The sequence below is a fragment of the Gottfriedia sp. NPDC057948 genome (assembly GCF_042887255.1).
GTDB lineage: Bacteria > Bacillota > Bacilli > Bacillales > Bacillaceae_G > Gottfriedia.
In genome coordinates, this window is the sequence record NZ_JBHVPN010000008.1 from 156,645 (window position 1) to 178,282 (window position 21,638).

A 21,638-nucleotide genomic window follows, 5' to 3' on the forward strand; every position below is an offset into this window, starting at 1 on the left:
ATAATAAAACCTGGTTACTTCTTGTACTTTTTCTCTTAGTACTTGGGGTAACGATCACCTCTTATTTACTTTACAATCATTACAGCACAATTCGCATGCTGGACCACTTTATGGCTTACACTTCCCAAGAGCAGTTCTGAAAAGAGGCTAAGTCCCCTGCTACCCATTACGATAAGATCGTAATCTCCCTCTTTTGCCTTCTTGCATATCATTTCTGCAGGATCTCCAATATGGTATTCGCTATCATATTGTATAGATGACCCTGAAAGGACTTGTGCGGATTCATCTAAAATCCTCCTAACTTCCTCTACTTGCAATTGTTCAATATCAATATCCACTCCGAAAGCAACTGTATTGATATTGTTACTAGGAATGATATGAAGAAGCGTTATACGGGCATTTATCCCCATGTTTTGCGCCAACCTTTTTGCCGATTTCAATGCATGTTTAGAGTGTTCGGATCCGTCAACAGGAACCAAAAATCGTTCATACATATTGTCACTCCCCTTATTATAAAATCTTATTTTTATGATAAAACCCATGACGGTGATTATCTTTTTTATTAATTAGATCTAATCCTCCGCTTTGATGACAAAACTTGACAGCGATCGTTAATAACATATTTTAATTTGATGCTTTTTAATAGAATCCCTCAAAGATTTTCCATTGTATGCGCAACTTTTTCATTGATCACGAAATCATAGGGGAGATTCTCCTATCTATAAAACAATATTTGCAGTTGCTTTATTCGTAACTAATAGCTGAAGACCCAATTCGAGAACATTCATTCTCAAATGTCCAAATAAAAATTAATGGTTTGTTTGCATTCACCCTCTCCGTTATAGAAAGTTAAAAAGTTATTTTTCGTACTTAGTCCAGCTATTTCCTAAATTTTTTCGGAAATATCAATGACTTAAAAATGCAATAAAATTAAGTGTTTGTAATAGCATTTACCCTTTAAATTTGTAATTATATAAGATATTTACACTCCTTGATTTCGTATTGAAGGACTGGAAGTGACTTGTTTAAATCTAACTGAATACAACAATACATAAACGACAATCAAGGAAGAAAACAGATTTAGCACGATAAGAGAAATGTTTAAATTGAAAATTTGAGTAAGTGCTCCAACAAAAACTGGAGGCACAATAAACCCTATATACGCACACATCCAGAAAGCCGAAATCACACGTGGTTTCGCTTCAGGTTCAGGCAGTTGCCCTGCAAAAAATAGTGCATTTTGGAAAGTCCATCCACCACCAAGTGCTTGTATGAATATACTGATCCATAATAATGGTAAACTTGCTGTAAAACCAGATATAACAATCAACCAAGAACCAATAACTAAAAGCAAGATCCCCCATCTAATACGTGTAACAGGTTGAGAAGGTCTAGGAATAAACTGTGCGAATGCACCACCACCTAATAGAATTAAAAAGATCAAACCAGAAATAAATAAATTAGAGGTTTGAATAACATTTTTCACGAAAGTTGGAATTAAAGCAAGTGCTGTTCCTTGGATCGTAAATACTGTAAAAATAGAAAGTCCAGACATCGACCAAAAGTGAGAACGTATTTTTTTTGGAACCCCAAGTGATATCTTATGTTTTGCAAGCTTTTGTTCTTTCGTAACTACATCCTTTGGTAGAGATACTAGTATGACAATCGAGATAATTAATAATCCAATTAAGATCCAAAATGGTAATCTAAGTGGTTGAATAGGCAAATATTGTAACATGAAAGCCGCTATTGCTGGTCCAAGTCCAAAGCCAACAAGTACAGTAACTCCTGAATATTTAATAGCTTTACCAATTTTTTTGGTTTCTGATTGTCTAATTAGAAAAGCTACAGACGTACCAGTAAACGAACCATACGCAATTCCCTCTAAACTTCTTCCAACATATATCATCCACGCTTCTGTACTTCCAATCATGAGCAAAGTTGAAACTATTGAAATCAAAATACTAATGCTAAGAACTTTTTTCAGTCCCCAAGCACTTCCTTTTGCCCCCACAACAAGTAGAGTCGGTAACAGGAATGCAGCATAGATAGCAAACAAAATCGTAATTTGCAAACTGTTTAATTGATAATATTCACTATACAGCGGAAATAAAGGAGTGACAAAAGTTGCACCACAAGACATCAATAATATTACTAATAACATTCTTTTCACATTCATTTTCCTTTCTAAGACTTAATTTTATTTCTTATCATTTATAAACTTATTAATAATTTTCTTACTCTATATGCCATTCGTTCTTTTTTTGAGAATGCTCATTCTCGAATATACAAACCTTCACAAGTCCGCGATTAACAAAAAGGATATACTCACCAGATTTGTTAAAGTTGGCAGTAAACTAAATTCATTTTATAAAAATTTCAGGCTGATTTCATGCTCCAATAATTGTATTTTTAATTGCGCTTGTTTTCGCAATTCATTATATAAAAGCCATTTATATTAGATTGAGTTACTTTTAATTGTTTTTTAGTTGTTCTTCAATGCAATTTATATCTCCCTTCGATGTATATATTTATAACATATCGAGAACGACCAGTAAAGAATTATTTTTTACCGTTCGTTCTCGAATAATTATTAAAAATAAATAGCAACAAAAAAAGTTAACTGATTTTAGTTAACTGATTTTAGTTAACTATTTTCCATTCATATTAAAATAGAACTCCATCTATTTTAAATAATTAATCTAATACAGAGAGTGTCGTATCAATAATATTTTTCAGTTTATTTTTATCATTAGTTGTTTTGACTATTACTCGTAAACCTATACGTATTCGGTACATTACTCTGTATGGTTTGGGGATATATCTAAAATCCTATTAAATAATTAATATTCTATCGCTTTAATTTAAATTTGGAGGTGTTTTTATGTCAATGACAGCTGTATATGTAATAGGTGGAATCATAATTTTTGTTGTTTTCGGTGCTTTTGTTTTAACAGTAAAAAAGGATATGGAGTAAAACATAAAGTTGATAAAATTGATGAAATTAAAAACGTTTATGATGATAAAAATGATAATTTATTGTAACCAAGAAATAAGAGAATTTGTTTTCTGGGATGTTTTCCATTAATCAGTATTGTCGTAACTAGAATATAATTGAATAAATGCTTTTAAAAAAGGAAAAGGTTTGATCTGACAAAGATTTTTTCAAGCCTTTTTCATTTTTTTATTTTTATCTATTTGTATCATAAAAGGAAAACATGATTTGGGAGGAAATCGTTGCTTGGATTCGGTTATTCATGACACATAATGAAAAGTTTTACCAGTTGTAGCATCCATTCGCGGGCTGAAGAGGCATTTGTGCACGAGCTGTTCCTAAAACGCCTGGAGAAACTTCTACAATCATAACAGGTTTTTTCACGATTACCTGATCAACTCTAGAAAAACAGTCTATAGCTTTTTTTAATACCTCTGAATTAGAATGATTGTATTCATTCAGTGGTTACAATAATAATACAATTACTTTCTTATATCTCCATATCTCTTCCTTTATTTTTTTACAAATGAAAGTAGGATTTTGCTCATCGTCCTAATTACATATAGGAAGTTTTTCAATTGTGGAGATAACAATTTCAGTTTGAGCTTGATAACGTGATTGAATATGTAATGCAAGTTTTTTATTTAAACTACTGTATATATGAAGGTATAACAGTTGTATAGTTATCACAAAGCTATTTATTAACATTGTCTTTTATATTTCATGAGCAATTAATTAAAATACAATCCTTTTCCAACAGGTTGCACAGTTTCTAATACAGTGTTTACCATATCTTCACTTACTAAGGTTCTAATAATCCAAGCTGAAAGATCCTGGGCAGCGAAGCAACCAGCAGCGGTTGAAACATTTCCATTATTAACAAAACTTTGTTCAATAACTTCTACATCAAATTTTTTAAGTTGTTCAACTACCGTTGGATAAGTAGTTGCCTTTAGACCTTTTAACAACCCTTTAGCTCCTAAAATTAAAGATCCAGAACACATGGACCCAATCAATTGACTTTTTGGGTCGAAGTTTATTTTGTTTAAATACTGTTGATTTTCAAATAAATCCTGAACCCCGATACCACTTGCAAATATTACAGCATCAGCTGATGGTATCTCAGATATATCCCCTGTCATTGGAATTCTTAATCCAGCCATAGAAATATGTGTTTTAGCAGTTCCTAGAAGTTGGACATCCCAATCACTAATACCACCAACTAAACGTACACGATTTAACAAATCCCAAGGTAAAAATACATCAATATCTGTAAAATTATCAAAACAGATGATAGAAATGTTCAAATTTAACTCCTCCATTTAACCAAATTAACTATTCAAATTTATTCCATTATACGTTAATTGAATAGAAAAGAATTACGATTCGTTTTTCTGATATTATCTCCTTATAGTATTCACTCAAAAAAACTTAACCGATATTTAGGATAGGTAGTCTACTTTAGGGGGTCTCCTAAATCTATAAATCCGGCATTTCCAATTGATCCTCCACCCCTAAAAATTTACAACCCCACTTTATTTTGTATTTCAATTATTTGTACTCTATTTGTTTATTTTTGTTAATTTGTTTATTATTATTTTGTTTGTCTAAAATAAAAAAACAAAAAATGGCTAAAGCATTAATTACAATTGCAACAAATAAAAAGGTAGTATAAATCATAAAATTCTCCAATAGTTTTAAATCCGGATAATAACAAATTAATTCCATAACTTAGTCTTTGTTGCTGTTTGTTTCTATTTTTCAGCATAATCTAATGTTTTCTTATACATCACCTCTAACATAAATTGCATTTAGGATAGTGGAATTAAACTATTAAAAAACAGGAAAATTTAAACTATTCAAAATGTTAAGATTATTATATGGTGTTTTATTTTTTTAGTAAATGACATTCTCGTTATCATAATGATTCATTTCAGTTATTAATAAAGAAAAATGAGGCAAGAGCATAGGAGGAAAAGCAATATAAGTCCGTGTTTTTAAGTTTCTTTGATGACAAACCAATTAAGTATCATGGAAACCAAAAATCGTTAACTTTTGTTTGAAATACTTTTAATATCAATTTAAAGTTATTGGAAAAATGCCAGCTCGTAGAATAAGAGACTGGCATTTTTTCATTTTTTTATTGTACTACAGTAACAGTTTGTGGGGTTGTCGTTACTTTAAAGCCTTGTTTATTTACAACTTCTGCTGATACAAAATACGTACCATTTGGAACATCTGACTCAGGGGTCCAATTTAAATGGATTTCGTTTTCATTTTCAACTACAAAAGAATCAATTACTTTTCCATTTATGTCTTTTATATTGATTGTCCAATTTACATTGTTATTAGCAAATGCATTGATTCCTGCAGGTGTACTTGCAGAAATATTTTCATTTGGCCATACACTAAAGTAGTTGACTAGCATTTCCTCATTAATATATGAAGGGTCTCCCCATACTGAGTATCCATGATTATAAGCATAATCATAGCCCAACACGACTACGCTTTTTGGTTCTGCTTCCACAAGGACTGAGGTCTGTCCAATCTGTAATGGCATATATTGACCGTTACACCAAATAATTGCCCCTTTAAATCCACTACCATTTTCATTGTCTACTGCTTTGAAAGAGATTTCATATTGTCCATCTTTCGGTTGTATTTTAATATCCGAAACGACTGGAGCAACAGAATCTACTTGAATAGGCAATTTTACAACTTGTGGTTTAGCATTCTTATAATCTAGTGTTGTTTTTATTACATAGTTATAATTACCATCTTGGACTACTTGGTGATTTTGGTCTTTTACATCCCACAAATAACCACCATTTAAATAGTTTCTATAAGACATAATATTTTTACGGAATTTCCATGGCTTTCCAGTATATTCACTAAAGTCACCAAGATATTGAATCATTTCACCATTTTCATTCTCAATATACATTTCAGTCTTTTGTAAGTTTCTTAGTGTCGTAAAAGTTGAGAAAACATTTTTAAAGGTTGCATTCGGAGAAATAACCATTCGACGTTTGTTAAATGTTCCTGTTTTCGGATCATAACCAAGTGGGAATGTACCTTCTGAACCTGGTTCATCATTCCAAAGAGCTGTATAACCCAAGAAAGCATCTTTATCCCATGCCACAGGGTCAATATTATGTGGTTGATCCCATTTTCCGTAGTAGCCCATATATGGTACAGAAATTGGAACAGCTAAATCTGCATTTTGACCTGTGGGAATTAGTCGTACATATCCCTCAACAAAGATCCCTTTCTTTAATTTAGTAGGTAATTCAATTTGAATATCGAGATTCTTGTTTTGTCCTGTCTTAATCTTTAATATTTTTCCTTGTGAGTTAGATACTTTTTCTCCATTCACAGAAGCTATAGCCCCTTGTATTCGCTCACTTTTTAATGTTAAATACTCTTTAGAATCCAATGTACCATCATTGTCTAAGTCAAATTCTTTCGTTTCTTTGCCGTCTGTAAGGACATCTACATAAACTTTGTATTCGAATTCTTCTTTTTCTTTATCTTTATTGTTTTGAAGTGCATCTAAATTCAATTTAAATTGGACATTATTACTATTAATCTCTTTTAATGCAACTGATCCTGCTTGTTCTAGAGGAGTTTTTTCTCTTGTCACGAGTACAGGTGTTTTAATTGCATTTTGTATTTGCATCAAACCAGATCCCTGAATTCGTGGTGAGTAAGGAATTTCAGAATTTGTCCGTGGATCTTGTACAATTTTAGACGTGTTCATTAAAGCAATTTTAGCTTTTAAAGCTGTATTCTTTGAATGAGCTAATCCTTTTTCATATAAGGATTGTAATAAAAGTGCAGATCCACCTGCTACATGTGGAGTTGCCATTGATGTTCCACTCATAACCTCATACTCATTGCCTGGAACAGTTGAATAAATATTTCCGCCTGGTGCTGATAACTCAGGTTTAAAGTCTAATGTATGTGGAGTTCCGTAAGATGAGAAATATGACATTGTATCTTTACTTGGATTATCAATATAAATTCCTTTTGATAATTTCATTTTAACGATATAACCGCTTGTTAACTTAGAAATTAACGTATTACCGATTGCTTTGCCTGTTGTTGCCGCTGGTGTATAATATGGACTAAAGTTGACAAATGGATAGTCAACATCTGTATTCGATGGTACTAAAATAACTGCTTTAGCACCCTTTCTACTTGCTTCGTATTGAATATGACTGTATGAGCCATATATTTGGTCTGGTTTTGCAATTACAATTTTATTTGTAACTTCTTTATTTTTAAAATCTTCAGTTCTACCTTCACCTACATAAATCATCTCGTAACTTTCAAATGGAGATAAAACTTTAGAAAACTTAAAGTTAAACTGGGTTTGATCTTGATATGGAAGCTGAATTCCATTTTCTTCTGCAAGGGTGTTCATATGTATTTTCGAATTTTCATATGAAGCAACTGAAATTGCATATGGACTTACACCTGGTTCACTCACTGTACCAATATCTGGGTTTTCAGCATAAGGTTGTAAAGAAGATTGCAGTAGTTCATTTTTTGTACTGTAAGCAGAGTTCCCCCCAGCAACTACTACAAGTGTGCCATGCTCTGTTGCTACGTGAATTGCCTTCTGAATCGGATCGTTGTCCTCACCAACAAATCCAGCATCAGTTCCTAAACTCATGTTAATAACATCTGCTCCCATTGTTACTGCGTGCTCAATACCAGCGATAATGTCATCCTCATAAGCTCCTTCGCCATTATCAGAAAACACTTTTTCAGCTAAAAGTTGTACTCCCGGCGCAATACCTTGTACGCCATCATTTGATTCGTCACCATTTGCTCCTACTGTACCTGCTACATGTGTACCGTGAGGGCTTCCATATTGACCATGAGGTATTATATCAGTATCATCATCCGCCCAATCATAACCAGTAGGTACTTTGTCGCTGTACCATTTCTCATTTACTTCAGTTTCAGCGAACTTATTTTGGATATTTGATTCTGTCCATTTTTCCTTTTTTTTACCTTTTTCAGTGAGTGTTATATCTTTATGAGTATAATCAATTCCGGAATCTATAACCGCAACTAGTAACCCTTCACCTTTATAACCATATTGCTGCCATACATTTTGAGCTTGTACCAATTCTTTGCTTGCTCCCATTGACGGTTCAAAAGTCCTTGCAATATGTACATTTGCAACCCCAGGTGTGTTTTGTATTTCTTTAACATTACGAAATTCTGTTTCAACACTAAACCCATTAAAGCCTTCAAAGAAACGATTTTTTACCTTGGAAACAGATCTTTGCTTTGAAATTTTTGCTATAACGTCATCTTGTTTTTGCTTTTGTTGCTTCTTTTTTTCATTTAGAGAAATATCAGTAGTTTCTGGTTGATCTACCTCAACTATTACTCGTACTTGTTCATTTGGATTATAAGCTTTAACAATACCATTTTTACTTAAATCTTTATAACCTAGCTCATTTACTTGATCTTCATTTAAATGCTTCTCTTCATCTAAGAAAATTTTCTGACCTTTTTTTACAATGTCCTCAATACTTGGAGCTGGAACAGTGTTACTTTTTGTTTCTTTTGCAAAACCCGTTGACGTTAACAATATTGCTGCTAAAGTTGCTGTAGTAATTACTTTGTAAGGAAAACCTTTTTTCTTCCTCATCATTCACTTTCCTCCTACTTAACTTATCTTGATATTTGACCTAAAACAAGTGCGGCTTTAGTAATATTTATTTAACGTTTAAAACAGCAGTTCCAAGATTGAATTGTACATGTGTAGACCCTGCTTACACTGCAGTAAACACTCACAGCAACTGTTACAACTTTCTCTTCTAGTGAAGTCCATTTTTCCTTCTGCTGTAACATCAGCTTTGGAGCTAGTCTTATCCAGTGTTTCACCCTTGAAATTGTAGTGATATTTAAGAATGGGAGAGCGAGAACTTAGTATTTGGTGCTGTTTGTTTCTATCTTTCAGATAATCTAATGTTTTCTTAAGCATCACCTCTATCATAATTTGCATTTTAGGATAGTGGAATTAAAACATTAATAAAAACGTTAAAATTTAGACTATTCAAAATGTTAAGGTTATTATATGGTGATATTTTTTTTGAGTAAATGACATTCTTGTTATCATAATGATTCATTTCAGTTATCAATAAAGAAAAATGAGGCAAGATTATAGGAGGAAAATCAATATAAATCTGTGTTTTTAAGGATTTTTGATAACAAAACAATTTAATTTGTACAATGTTATAGTAACTTGAAAAGTTAGCTATTTAATAAAAAATAGATAATTTGTCACATTTTGAAAACTATCCTTATAATACTCTTTCAATAAAGATGGATAGAATATTATAAAAACTAAAACGGCTATTTCTTATAAGTTATGTGATTATTTCAACTATAAAATTTGATTTGAATTCTTACTGCTTCTATTTAGATCTAATATAAAAACCACCTTTCTCAGGTGGTTGATTGCTAAAAAGGAGCTGAATAATCATCAGCTCCTTTACTTTATTCGACTAATTCGTGGATTAGTCGAATAAATATTAATAAGTGTTTTTAGACTGTTCCATTAATAAAGAAACTGCTTCGGTTAAAGTCTCTAAAAAAAGTCTAAGACCTAGGTTTATGTTTCAGCCTGTTATTCATTCAGTCCGCTTCAGCCGCACGCTCAAACCATGTATTGACCTCTTCAAGACGCTTACTATAAGCTTCGCGTATCGTGTATGCAGCTTGAGAACCAACCGGTAAGCGAAGTGGTGAATTACCGCTATTAATAACGGAAATGATCAGTTGCACTGCTTTTGCCGGGTCGCCGACCTTGAGGTTCGACATTCCTTTCTCGTATGCTTCATATAGCGGAGCATATTCTTGTTTCTTATCGGTATGCTGCATCCCTTCTCCAAAAAACTCTGTTGCGTATACGGAAGGCTCTACAATAGTCGTCTTGATTCCAAAGGGTGCGAACTCTTGTGCGAACGCTTCAGAGAAGCCTTCAACTGCAAACTTGGATGCAGAGTACAGGCTATACGGAGGCATTGACCAAGTTCCGAAAAAGGATGAAAAATTTACGTAATGTCCCGATCCTTGACGTTTAAAGATAGGTAGTGTCGCTTGGATGACATTTAGTACACCAAACACATTGACGTCGAACTGCGTGCGGATTTGTTCATCCGTATACTCCTCCAGCATACCGAAGAGTCCGTATCCGGCATTATTAACGACAATATCGATTTTCCCGAAAACGTCAACGGCTTCTTGAACAGCGGATTGTATTTGCTCCTTGTTTGTCACGTCCAAAGCAGCCAGGTGAACACGATCCGGTGCCAGTTCTTTAAAATCCTGTATAGCTTCAAGTTTGCGCGCTGTAGCGACCACTTTTTCTCCTGCTTGAAGCAACTGCTGCACAAATTGTCTTCCGAATCCTGTCGAAGTTCCTGTAATAAACCATACTTTACTCATTGTTATCATTTCTCCCTTTTTAATTATTCAGATCTGATCATTCGCTTTGGTGACAAAAATTGACAGCGAACGATTGATAATATATTTTAATTTGATGTTTTTTTTAACCCTAAAAATTCTCCATGGTGCGAGCAACTTTTCTATTGTTCGCGACATCATAGAGGAGATTCTCCTATCTATAAATCCATATTTGCAGTTAATTTAAGCCTATTTATTCTAGTACTAAGTCTTGCAAGTGATTACTTATTCTTAAAACAATTGTGGGTATATCGCTTTTACACCGCCAGATAAATTTTGCTGTACCATTCGGCTCAAATTGTCTGCTACAATTTCATAACTTTCGGCTTCTATACCGTCGATCGCAATCTTAGCAATGTCCGCAGGGTTAGCTTTCGATGCCTTAATTTTAGCTGTCATGTCCGTGTCCATATATGCAACATGTAAGCCAGAAACAAGAATATTTTTAGGTGCCAAGACTAAGCGAAACGTATTCGTCAAACTCCATTCCGCTGATTTTGCTGCTTGATATGCTCCTCCTCCGTTCATGCTCAGCCATGAGAGAACTGATAGAATATTAAGGATTGTCCCTCCCCCATTTTTTTCAAGTATCGGGGCAAATGTGCGAATCATTGAGAGGTTGCCAAAAAAATGTGTGTCCATCTCTAAACGAATTTTTTCCATTTCACCGTCAAGCAGCGCGGCTTCTGTATTGGATCCAGCATTATTGATTAATAAAGTTACATCTTTCGCAATTTCCGCTGCTGCAGCAATTGACTTTTCATCTGTAATATTAAGCTGTAATGGAATAACTCCAGGAAGATCAATCATTTCCAGGTTTCTAACCCCTGCATAAACCTTGGCTCCTCTAGCAAGTAGTTCTTGTGCTAAATGACGACCGAGTCCACGATTAGCTCCTGTAATTAGCGCTGTTTGTTTTGAAATTTCCATATTCGTATTCACCTCATATTTTATTTTTTTACTTAATAATTAATTGTTTTATCCATTTGAGAATAATCATTCTTAAATACTCAAAAAATGAGTTAGTGTTAAGGTAATTCTCCATTATAATTGTTAATTCATTGCAATTAAATATTTAAGCTCCATGATTTTGAACTATAGGCTTAGAAATGTCACGTTTAAATTTAATTGAATACAACAAAATATAAATAACAATAATCGTTGCAAACAAATTTAAAAATTCAAGTGCTACGTTTAAATTGAAAAATTTTGACAGTACTCCCACTCCTATAACAGGAACGATAAATCCGATATAAGCAACAAAATAAAAAGCTGAAATTACACGAGGTCTAGCTTCAGGTTCTGGCAATTTTCCTGCAAAAAATAACGCATTCTGAAAAGTCCATCCGCCACCAAGAGCTTGTATGAATACACCTATCCATAACAATGGTAAACTTGATGTTAAACCTGAGATAACAATGAGCCACGTAGCAATAACTAGAAAAAATATTCCTAATTGCATACGAGTAATAGGTTGAGTCGGTCTAGGTATGAACTGGGCTGCAGCTGAACCGCTTAAAAGTACGAAAATTATCAAACCCGAAATAAAGTAATTAGACGTTTGGATTACATTTTTGACAAATGTAGGAATTAGAGATAAAGCAATTCCTTGTAAGGTGAAAACTGTGAAAATAGGAAGTGCTGACATAGACCAGAATTGTGAGCGGATTTTTTTCGGAACACCTAGTGATATTTTGTTATTTGAACGCTTTTGCTCAGGTGTTACATTATCTTTTGAGATCGTTTGAAGTAAGACGATCGAAATAATTAATATAAAGAGCAGTATCCACAATGGTAATCTAAGAGGTTGAACAGGGATATACTGCAACATGAAAGCAGCAATTAATGGTCCAACCCCAAAACCAACAAGTACTGTAACTCCTGATAGTTTGAGTGCGATACTCGTTTTTTGGGGAGATGTTTGTCTCAATAATAAAGCAACTGCAGTACCTGTAAAAGCACCGTATGCAATTCCTTCTAAAATTCTACCTGCAAATAGCATCCACACTCGAGTATTACCAAGAAAGAATAAGGTAGAAGCAATGGAAATCAAGATACTAACACGGACTACTCTTTTTAACCCCCATCCGTTACCTTTTGCTCCTACAATAAGTAAAGTTGGCAAAAGAAAAACAGCATAGATTGCAAATAAAATTGTAAGTTGCAAACTACTTAATTGATAATATTCGCTATACACAGGAAACAAAGGAGTAACAAAAGTTGCTCCACAAGACATCAATAATATAATTAATAACATTCTTTTCAAATTCATTTTCCTTTCTAAGCCTTAATTTTAATTCTTAACTTTTATAACCTTATTACTTTCGAGAATGTTCATTCTCAAATATACAAACCTTCAATACAACTCCCTCCGATGTATTTATTTATAACATATTGAGGACGAAAGATAAATATTTTTTTACCATTCATTCTCAAATGTTCATTGCAAAATTTTATACAAAAAAAGAATTAACTGATGTTAGTTAACTCTTTTCATTCACTATAAAAATAAATCATCAATCTAAAATAGACAATGTCATATCAACAATATTTTTTAGCTTATTCTTATCGTTAGTTGTTTTTGTTAATACTCGTAAACCTACAAAAGAATTATGAATAAACTGTGATAATTTTTCTACGTCATGGTGGTTCGAAATTTCACCTGTTTTTTGACCACGCATAAGTAATTCATGAATAATTTCTTCTGTCTTAGCAAAATTTTGTTCGATTTTTTCTGCCACTTCTTGATCATGTAAAGCCAACTCAATGGCAGTATTCACTGTCAAACATCCGATTGATTTTTCATTTTCTTGATCAATTATCGATTCTAAAATACTTCTAATAGCATCTTTCACAGATAATGATTGCTTAACTTGTAAATTCATTTTTTTCTTCATATTGTTATCGTAAAGTTCTAATGCTTTAATAAACAAAGTATGTTTGTCACCAAATGTATCATATAAACTTCTTCTATGAATCCCCATATGAGAAACAAGGTCTTGCAAAGAGGTTTTTTCATAACCTTGATACCTAAATAGCTCCATTGCTTTTTGTAATACTTCTTTTTCATCATATTCTTTATGTCTGGCCACGTTTGTACCTCCTTTTGAAAGATTATAGCATATTTACAAATAAAGATTGAGTATACATTAAGATGCTATTTTTAAATACTAACTCTAATTTTACCAATTACCTATGATTTTAAATAATTACAAGGACAAATTCCAATACTAAATCTAGCGAGGTGATATTAATGGGTAAGTGGAATGAACAAGCTGCAACGAATAATAATTTGCCATCTAGCACAATCCGTTCATCTGAACTTTTGTTAGGTAAGAAAGCAGACCATGAATTTTCAGAAGACCTTTCTGATGGCGGAGAAAGAAATCAAAATATTGAGATTCTAAATAAAAATCCTAAGTTGAAATAATTGTAATTATGCCTTAATTAACAGAAAAAAAGAACTAATCGTATACATACAGATTAGCTCTTTACAATTATTATTTTTTTGAAAATTATCGTTTTAATTAGTTTTTAACATTTTCAGGATTATAAATTGAATAATGGTCTAAAATCAAATTTTTATTCTTTAAAGGAAAAACAAATTTAAGTTTCTTTAATCCAATTGAATAAGTTATTATTTTTTCGTTATTTGAGGTCGTAACTTCTGAACTAGGTGAACCAAAGTAATTTTTTATGTTATTAATAGTTAAAGATTTTAATTGAGGATTAAAAGAGCGTAATTCAAATATTAAATGGCTTTTTTGATACCCAACTACTACATTTCTCTTTGTGTATGTGTTATATGTTCCTTTAGCAGCGGCCACATATACACTGCTGTCTTCTTTACCCCATTTTTCCCTTATAGAGTCAATAGTCGAATTCATTACATTAAATTCTGCATTGATTAATTTTCCTTCATTAGCCTTTGTTGAGATATTTTTTAAAAGTGAGTACTGTGTATTACTAGTTTCATTGCTAAAAGTAATTGCTTTCTTAATTTGCTTATTTAAATTTGTAACATTTACAGGCTGAACTTTATTATTGTTAAGTTTATATTTCTGTTTTAATGATAAAATCTTATAGACACTTTTATTTATTGTGTCTTCTGATATTTTGTGATTTTTAACTGCTGTATATATGCTATTATAAATGGTTTTAACATTTTCATTTCCATGTCCTATCAAAATAATATTACTTCCGGCATTAATAGAGGTTACTGCTGCATTACTTAAGTTAAAGTGTTTAGCGATGGCTCCCATTGACATATCATCAGTTATGACAACTCCATTATACCCATATTGTTTTCGTAAAAGATCAGTTATTACAGCTTTTGACATAGAAGCAGGATACTTAGAGTCTACTTTCTTTACTAATATATGAGCTACCATCATCATATCCGCATGATTTTTGATGGCATGATCGAATGGAACTAACTCAAATTTTTTTAAACTTGATAAGTCTTTATTCACTATAGGAAGTTCTAAATGCGAATCTACTGAAGTATCTCCATGCCCAGGGAAATGTTTAATAACAGGAATTGTGTTTCCTTTATGAATTCCATCCATTATTCCTTCACCAATTTTTGAAACGACACTTGAATTTGTACCAAAAGAACGATCTCCAATTACTGTATTTTTAGGATTACTTTGTATATCTAATACTGGTGAAAAATCAGTATTGAATCCAAAGGATGATAGCTCTTTTGAAATCATGTTACCTATATTATATGCGTATTGCATATTATTTTTATTTCCAATTGTTCTGGCAGAAGGTGTATTTAAAACCGCTGAGGGCATTCGATTTACTCTACCGCCTTCTTGATCGACAGAGATAAACAAAGGTACCTTGTTATTTTTATTGTATGTTTTTATGTCATTTGTTAAATTTACTAGTTGACTTGGACTTTTTATATTTGTTCCAAAGAGTATTACGCCACCTAATTTATAATTTTTTAAAAGCGTATCTGCATTACTTGCTGTTGTTCCATCAAAACCAGCGATAATCATTTGACCAATTTTTTCTTTAAGAGTTAGTTTATTTAATTCAACAAGGATTGGGTCAGTTTTTGAAACACTTACATTTTTTTGAGCCTTGGCTTCTATACAACCAGTTAATAATATGAAACTACTAATCGCAATCATTGATAATTTTTTAATATTGTTTTTCATAATTTCACCTCTAAATTCAATATGATGAAAATGTCAATACTGTCTTCGAAAAAATCATAGCAAATAAATGTTTCAAAATTATAAACTTTTTGTATCAAATCTATCATTTAATAAAAAACTTTGATCCAGGAATGGTGTATTAAAAGTTGGACCAAATCATCTCAATTACTGTGGCTATTTGAGAATATTCGTTCTAAATTAAAAAAACTCAAAGGTATTTTTCTATATTCTAAATAGCTGCAATTATTCCCCCCCTCATGAATATATTTATAACATTTTGAGAAAGAACGCAATTAAGAAATTTCTCATTCGTTCTTAATTAATAAAGAATAAATAATAAGCATTTTTTAATCTATCTATAATTCGGGTTAATAATAGTACAGTAAATATTTCTTTATTTATTATCTAAAAATAGTTTCCTGAGTTTAGTTCACCACTATTAGAACAATTCATTTTGAATTTCTCAAATAATAAATCAATAAATCCTATTGCTGTTTTCCCAATATGTTTTTGCTTTTGATAGACAATGATTTCTTTAAAAATAGAGGGATTTTTAATTCTTATTGCTTTTATTCAAGATAAAAATCCCCCGTAATGTTAGATTGAAACTAACTTACGGGGGAGACCTAAAAAAAATAACTATTCTGTATCTGACACGATTATCAAAATATCAATTATACAAAGTAATCTTTATGATATTACAATTACAGGTATAATTATTTTAAATCCATCATATTCCGCAATGATAACAGCGGCTCCTTCAGCCTTCGTTAGGATTTTATGATCAGCGGTCACTTCCGCTACTTCCGGATTGGAACTAAACCATTTGACATCAGCTGTAACGTCTTTTATCGTTCCATCGCTTGACATAGCATTAATGACTAACTCATTTGTTGAACCAGCTGAATTTACAATATAACCAGGTGATGAACTTATCCCCCTAGTAAATGTAGGATACTTTGCTACAACTTCAACATCAATTGTCTTTGACATTCCAAAAACAATAGCAGTTATTGTCGTTTTTCCAACAGAGTGAGCGATGAGATGTCCATCAGCAGAAATCGTTGCAACTGATTTGTTTGCCACCGTCAATTTTGCTTTGCTATTAAGATTATAACAATCACAATTTCCATCTCTGCCATGATGACCAAAGAATCCATTAATTGAGATGTCAGTGGACTTATTAGGTTCTAACATTACTTTGCTAGTTGTCCATTTATTGTTTTCAGCCCAATATAAATCTACAGGCTTAGTGTTTCTTACCCAAACAGCATCTCTCAAACCATAATAATTGAACCAGATGTATGCTTCACCAGGGCCGACCCATGTAATGACTCCGTTCTTGTCAACAGTTGCTACACTTTTGTCGGAAGATTCCCATTTCCCTTCTGTATCAACCTGAACGATATTATGATCTGTATATTCAGCAAACGCGTTCACATCAACAGTTCCTTTTTCAGGGTGTAATATCATCCCATTGCTAGTATTCGTTAACGCTGTTACTATTTTTCCTGCTTCAGGCTGTAATATCATCCCCGCGCTAACAATTCCTACTAAATTTACTGGTCCAGCTTGATTTTGTACTTTTACTGGAATTTTAATAGAAGAAAAACCTGCAATTGTTGCACTAACCGTCGTTTTTCCAGTTTTCCTTCCAATAAATTTCCCGTCTTTAACACTTACAACTGTAGGATTCTTTGTTGTCCAATGGATTGAATTGGATATCTCCTTTTGAGTTCCATCATTGTATTGAGCAAAAACATGTACTGGATAAAGCTTATCTTTTTGAACAACAACATCCAATGAAGAAATAAGTAAGGACTTAATTTTTAATTGTTTAATTGATGCATCATTCCCAGAAAGAATTGAAACATTCAAGATTTTTGTGCTTGTGCCGGAATCGATAAGTATTTGTGTTGTTCCTGCTGCTATTGCTGTAAGAACACCATTCTTAACTGTAACTATTTCTGGGTTTAATGATGTGAATCTTGTGTCTGATGTAACGTCAGATGTTGAACCATCTTTATATTTTGCTTTTACAGATAACGAATGCTTGTGCTCAGATAAATTAAAGGAGATGGCATTTTCACTAGGAATTAGATTAACAATTTTATTTGCAAAATCTTTAGAAGGTTCATTTGAAACGACAATTGAAACCTGCTTTGAGTATCCAGAGCTATCTACGGTAATGCTTGTTGTACCAGTGCCTACAGCAGTAAGCAGACCATCTTTATTTACTTTAACAACATCAGGATTAGATGATTTATATACCGCATAAGAAGTCGAATTTGATCTGTCTGAATAGGTCGTTTTTACCTCTAATTGCTGCTGTTGATTTACTACCATATTTTTTATATCTGGTGTAACAGAAATTGATTCAGGGTTTGGAGCCTGCTTCTGACCATCTTTATCCGTGACTGCCACTGGGATATCTACACTGTATCGAAAATTATTATAGAAAGCATGCAAGACAGTTGTGCCACTTAATTGACCAATAACTTTTGATTCACCACCATATTTTCGGGAAACTGAAGCTACGTGTAAATTGTCGGAGTACAATTCAACGGAACCTGTTACATCTTCAGTTCTCCCATCACTATAAATCGCATTTATTTTAATAGGCGTTTCTTCACCTAATCCTAAAGAGAGGTTTGGTTGAGAAGCTATCAATCCAATAACTCTAGGAGTTGTAAGCTTATTGGTGACAGTAACCTCAATTTTAACTGGAGGAAGAACATCTGAACGATAGGAAGCTGTCACAAATGTTTTACCTGTCTTACGTCCAATGATAGATCCTGAATCAGTAACCGTTGCAATGCTGTTATCTTCGACTGTCCATTTGACATCATAAGGATTTACATTTTCAACTAAAGTCATACCACCTTCTGATATTCCATTTGTGAATACTTCGGTTAAATTTACAGGCCAATTTTGTCCTGGCAGTAGTTCAACTGTAGGTTCATCAGTTATAAGCTTTGTAGGCTTAACAACATTAACCTGTACAGCCCCAACCAACTTATCATATTTAAAATGAATATATGCTTGGCCGATCCCAACTGGGGTTATTTGACCATCCTTACTTACCGTAGCTACATTTTGATTTGTCGTTGTCCAACTTCCTAAAGAAGTAACCTCTTTATTCCCCACCATGGGGTTCTTTGAAACGGCATTTACTTGAACCGGCCTATCAGAGGTTTCTAACCTCAACATGTCAGCCGACATGTACAGCGCCGTTACATTTTCAGGAATATCTCTTATCGAAGCAAAGAAATTTATTTGTGGAAAATTTGCATAAGTTACTTTCATTGAAACATCACCCGGTGATATCCCTTTTAATACACCTTTTTCAACCTTTGCAATTGATGGATATTGTGACTCCCATCTAGCTGATTTAGTTACGTCTTTCATCGAACCATCACTGTAAAGCGCTTTCAAACTGATAGGACGCTTTTCCCCTTCATTTATGTATGTAACTTGATTTGCCTCTAAAACAAGCGATACAATTTTTTTACTTTCTGAAGGATTTGACAATTGACTTAAAACTTTTGCACTTTTCGTAACATTTACTTCTACGTTTAAAACTGCATTACCAAGACTGAATTGTACATTTGTAGACCCAACATTTACTGCTGTTAGTCTTCCAGTTTCAACAGTTACAACTTTTTCATCTAGTGATGTCCATTTTCCTTCCGCTGTAACATCTGCTTTACTACCATCCTTATACTCTGCTTCAATCTTTAAATCGTGGTGACCTTGAGAAAGAGAGAGCGAGACTGTTGATTCACTTGGAATGAGTTTTACAATCTCCTTCGTTGGTGGGCTATTAGTTGCTCCGGCTGCCTTTTCAGTTGAGGCAAAAACCAAACTACTGAATAGAGACATAAATAGGGTGAGTACGAGTGTTAAAGATGTAATACGTTTTGTCATTTTTGTTCTCATTTGTTAACCTCCATATTTTGCTGCTGTTTGTTTCTATTTTTCAGATCATCTAATGTTTTCTTATGCATCACCTCTAACATAAATTGCATTTTAGGATAGTGGAATTAAACCATTAATTTAAAACGGTAAAATTTAGACTATTCAAAATGTTAAGGTTATTATATGGTGTTTTTTTTTTTTTGGAAATGACATTCTCGTTATCATAATGATTCATTTCAGTTATCGATAAAGAAGAATGAGGCAAGATTATAGGAAGAAAATCAAAAGAAGTCTGTGTATTTAAGTTTCTTTGATGACATATCATTTTAATTCGTACAATGGTATAGTAACTTGATTAGTTAGCTATTTAATAAAAAATAGATAAATTGTCACGTTTTGAAAACCTATCCATATAGCTATAATGAACGTTGCCTTCTTTATATTATTTGGTCTTTAAAACTAGTTCCGCAACACATTCCATATGACTAGAGTGTTTGTGGCAACACATGAGGTGTTTATGAGCTATAGTAAAAGTAAATACACACTAAATCACTTCAAAAGCAAAAAGATCCCTGTCGGTTTTACAGGAATCTTTTTAAAATTGATTGTTATCATTTTGATGAAATATTGTAAACTCATTATTCTATCTCTGTTGTTTTTGTTTCCAATTCTTTAATTGTTACATTTCCGCTAAACACCTTTTCAGGCTAAATTTGAGCCAAAGACCTACCATTTTTTATTTTATTCACCCATTTATGATTTGCTTTTTAGAGTGTTATTTTGAGAATAGTTAATGTATGAAATATCAATACTATCGATATGAAAAAGTATTTATATAAGATGAGGTGATTATGAATGGTCGTATTATTTACTTCGAAAGCTACTACCTCTGGTGGTCGTGAAGGATATGTTAAATCAGATGATGGTTTAATAGATTTAAATTTAACAACGCCATCTGCTAATACTAACAAAGTTGGATCTAAACCCGAACAATTATTTGCAGCTGGATATTTGCATGTTTTGATGGTGCATTAAACTTTATTGCTAAGAAAAATAAGCAGAAAATTGAGTCATCAATTACAGCGGAAGTTAGTTTATTAAAAGATGATACAGAAAGCCCTTTTTCCCTAGCAGTTACGTTAAATGCAGAAATTAAAGGTGTTCCACAAGATGTTGCAGTAGAGCTTGTGAAAGAAGCGCATGGTTTTTGTCCTTATTCAAAAGCTTTAAAAGGTAATGTTGATGTAAAGTTGAAAGTTAAAGTTATTGAGTAGTTTTCAATAGTAACTAAATCTTTTACCAAAACTTGTTACATACAACAATATGAAATTGACTAAAAAATTTAAAGACATTGCCATCGTAAAAATTCCTTATAATTTTTTACAGGTAAATAAAAGAGCTAATCAACACCTATCGATTAGCTCTTTTCCATTTATTCATTTGCTTTTTTAACCCATTCTGCCACAGTAACGGTACGTTTTGCCTGATGTTTTACGGCTGCTTGAACAGCAGAAAAGTCTTCAACCATTTTACCACTCTGATCAACAGTTACACTTGTTCCATATGGGTTTCCACCTGCTCCAAATATAACTGGATCAGTATAGCCAGGAGGTACAACAATAGCTCCCCAATGATGCATTGTCGTATATAGCGATAATATGGTTGCTTCTTGACCACCGTGAGGGTTTTGAGCAGAAGTCATTGCACTTACAACTTTATTCATTAATTTTCCGTTAAACCATAATCCGCCTGTTGTATCTAAGAACTGCTTCATTTGAGATGGCATGTTTCCGAATCTAGTTGGGACACTGAAAATAATTGCATCAGCCCATTCTAAATCAGTTAGAGAAACCGTTGGAATACATACTGCAACTTCTTCGGAAAAGTGCTTCCATGCAGGATTAGAATCAATTACTGATTGAGGAGCTAATTCTTGAACTTTTAAGATCTTGACCTCTGCACCAGCTTCTTTTGCCCCGTCAGAAGCCCATTGTGATAACTGATAATTTGTTCCTGTCGAACTATAACAGATAATTGCAAGATTTACATTTGACATCGTTTTT

13 protein-coding genes and 1 pseudogene are annotated in these 21,638 nt (G+C 32.8%); 2 read left to right on the forward strand and 12 right to left on the reverse strand.

Going from position 1 to position 21,638, the window contains the following annotated elements:
- Positions 1–65: 65 nt before the first annotated feature.
- The 9 genes from ACFVRR_RS14375 to ACFVRR_RS14415 all read right to left on the reverse strand — a co-directional run bounded on the left by ACFVRR_RS14375 (position 66) and on the right by ACFVRR_RS14415 (position 13,578).
- Positions 66–494, reverse strand: a complete 429-nt coding sequence (locus ACFVRR_RS14375) for a universal stress protein (protein WP_088041935.1) — start codon at positions 492–494, stop codon at positions 66–68.
- 488 nt (positions 495–982) lie between these two features.
- Positions 983–2,179: an MFS transporter gene (locus ACFVRR_RS14380; protein ID WP_387329637.1), complete on the reverse strand. Its 1,197-nt coding sequence runs from the start codon at positions 2,177–2,179 to the stop codon at positions 983–985.
- 1,098 nt (positions 2,180–3,277) lie between these two features.
- Entirely contained in the window at positions 3,278–3,457 is a 180-nt protein-coding gene (locus ACFVRR_RS14385) for an NADPH-dependent FMN reductase (protein WP_387329719.1), read from the reverse strand.
- Between the two features lie 269 nt (positions 3,458–3,726).
- Positions 3,727–4,302, reverse strand: a complete 576-nt coding sequence (locus ACFVRR_RS14390) for a DJ-1/PfpI family protein (RefSeq protein ID WP_387329640.1) — start codon at positions 4,300–4,302, stop codon at positions 3,727–3,729.
- Positions 4,303–5,135: 833 nt separating this feature from the next.
- The gene (locus ACFVRR_RS14395; RefSeq protein WP_387329643.1) at positions 5,136–8,669 is read right to left on the reverse strand and encodes a S8 family serine peptidase; all 3,534 of its coding nucleotides are present in this window, start codon (positions 8,667–8,669) and stop codon (positions 5,136–5,138) included.
- A 986-nt stretch (positions 8,670–9,655) separates the two neighbouring features.
- On the reverse strand, positions 9,656–10,468 hold the full coding sequence (locus tag ACFVRR_RS14400) for an SDR family NAD(P)-dependent oxidoreductase (RefSeq protein ID WP_387329647.1): 813 nt from the start codon (positions 10,466–10,468) through the stop codon (positions 9,656–9,658).
- 249 nt (positions 10,469–10,717) lie between these two features.
- Positions 10,718–11,416 (reverse strand): SDR family oxidoreductase, encoded by a 699-nt coding sequence (locus ACFVRR_RS14405; protein ID WP_387329651.1) that lies wholly within the window; start codon positions 11,414–11,416, stop codon positions 10,718–10,720.
- A gap of 145 nt (positions 11,417–11,561) precedes the next feature.
- Complete coding sequence (locus tag ACFVRR_RS14410; RefSeq protein ID WP_387329654.1) at positions 11,562–12,758, reverse strand: MFS transporter; 1,197 nt, start codon at positions 12,756–12,758, stop codon at positions 11,562–11,564.
- A 244-nt stretch (positions 12,759–13,002) separates the two neighbouring features.
- A complete protein-coding gene (locus tag ACFVRR_RS14415) occupies positions 13,003–13,578 on the reverse strand; it encodes a TetR/AcrR family transcriptional regulator (protein WP_387329657.1) in 576 nt (191 codons plus the stop codon).
- A 161-nt stretch (positions 13,579–13,739) separates the two neighbouring features.
- Here ACFVRR_RS14415 and ACFVRR_RS14420 point away from each other — a divergent pair, with 161 nt between their 5' ends.
- Entirely contained in the window at positions 13,740–13,916 is a 177-nt protein-coding gene (locus ACFVRR_RS14420; RefSeq protein WP_387329660.1) for a hypothetical protein, read from the forward strand.
- A 97-nt stretch (positions 13,917–14,013) separates the two neighbouring features.
- On the opposite strand, the gene nagZ is transcribed toward ACFVRR_RS14420, so the two are convergent.
- Together nagZ and ACFVRR_RS14430 are read right to left on the reverse strand one after the other, a co-directional pair.
- Complete coding sequence (nagZ, locus tag ACFVRR_RS14425) at positions 14,014–15,657, reverse strand: beta-N-acetylhexosaminidase (protein ID WP_387329664.1); 1,644 nt, start codon at positions 15,655–15,657, stop codon at positions 14,014–14,016.
- A 690-nt stretch (positions 15,658–16,347) separates the two neighbouring features.
- Complete coding sequence (locus ACFVRR_RS14430; protein ID WP_387329667.1) at positions 16,348–19,596, reverse strand: Ig-like domain-containing protein; 3,249 nt, start codon at positions 19,594–19,596, stop codon at positions 16,348–16,350.
- Between the two features lie 834 nt (positions 19,597–20,430).
- On the opposite strand from ACFVRR_RS14430, the pseudogene ACFVRR_RS14435 reads away from it, so the two are divergent.
- A pseudogene (locus tag ACFVRR_RS14435) lies at positions 20,431–20,849 on the forward strand (organic hydroperoxide resistance protein).
- A 158-nt stretch (positions 20,850–21,007) separates the two neighbouring features.
- Here the strand turns inward: ACFVRR_RS14435 and wrbA are convergent.
- Positions 21,008–21,631 carry an NAD(P)H:quinone oxidoreductase gene (wrbA, locus tag ACFVRR_RS14440; RefSeq protein ID WP_387329670.1) on the reverse strand — a complete coding sequence of 208 codons (624 nt, stop codon included), beginning with the start codon at positions 21,629–21,631 and terminating at the stop codon, positions 21,008–21,010.
- Between the last annotated feature and the right edge of the window lie 7 nt (positions 21,632–21,638).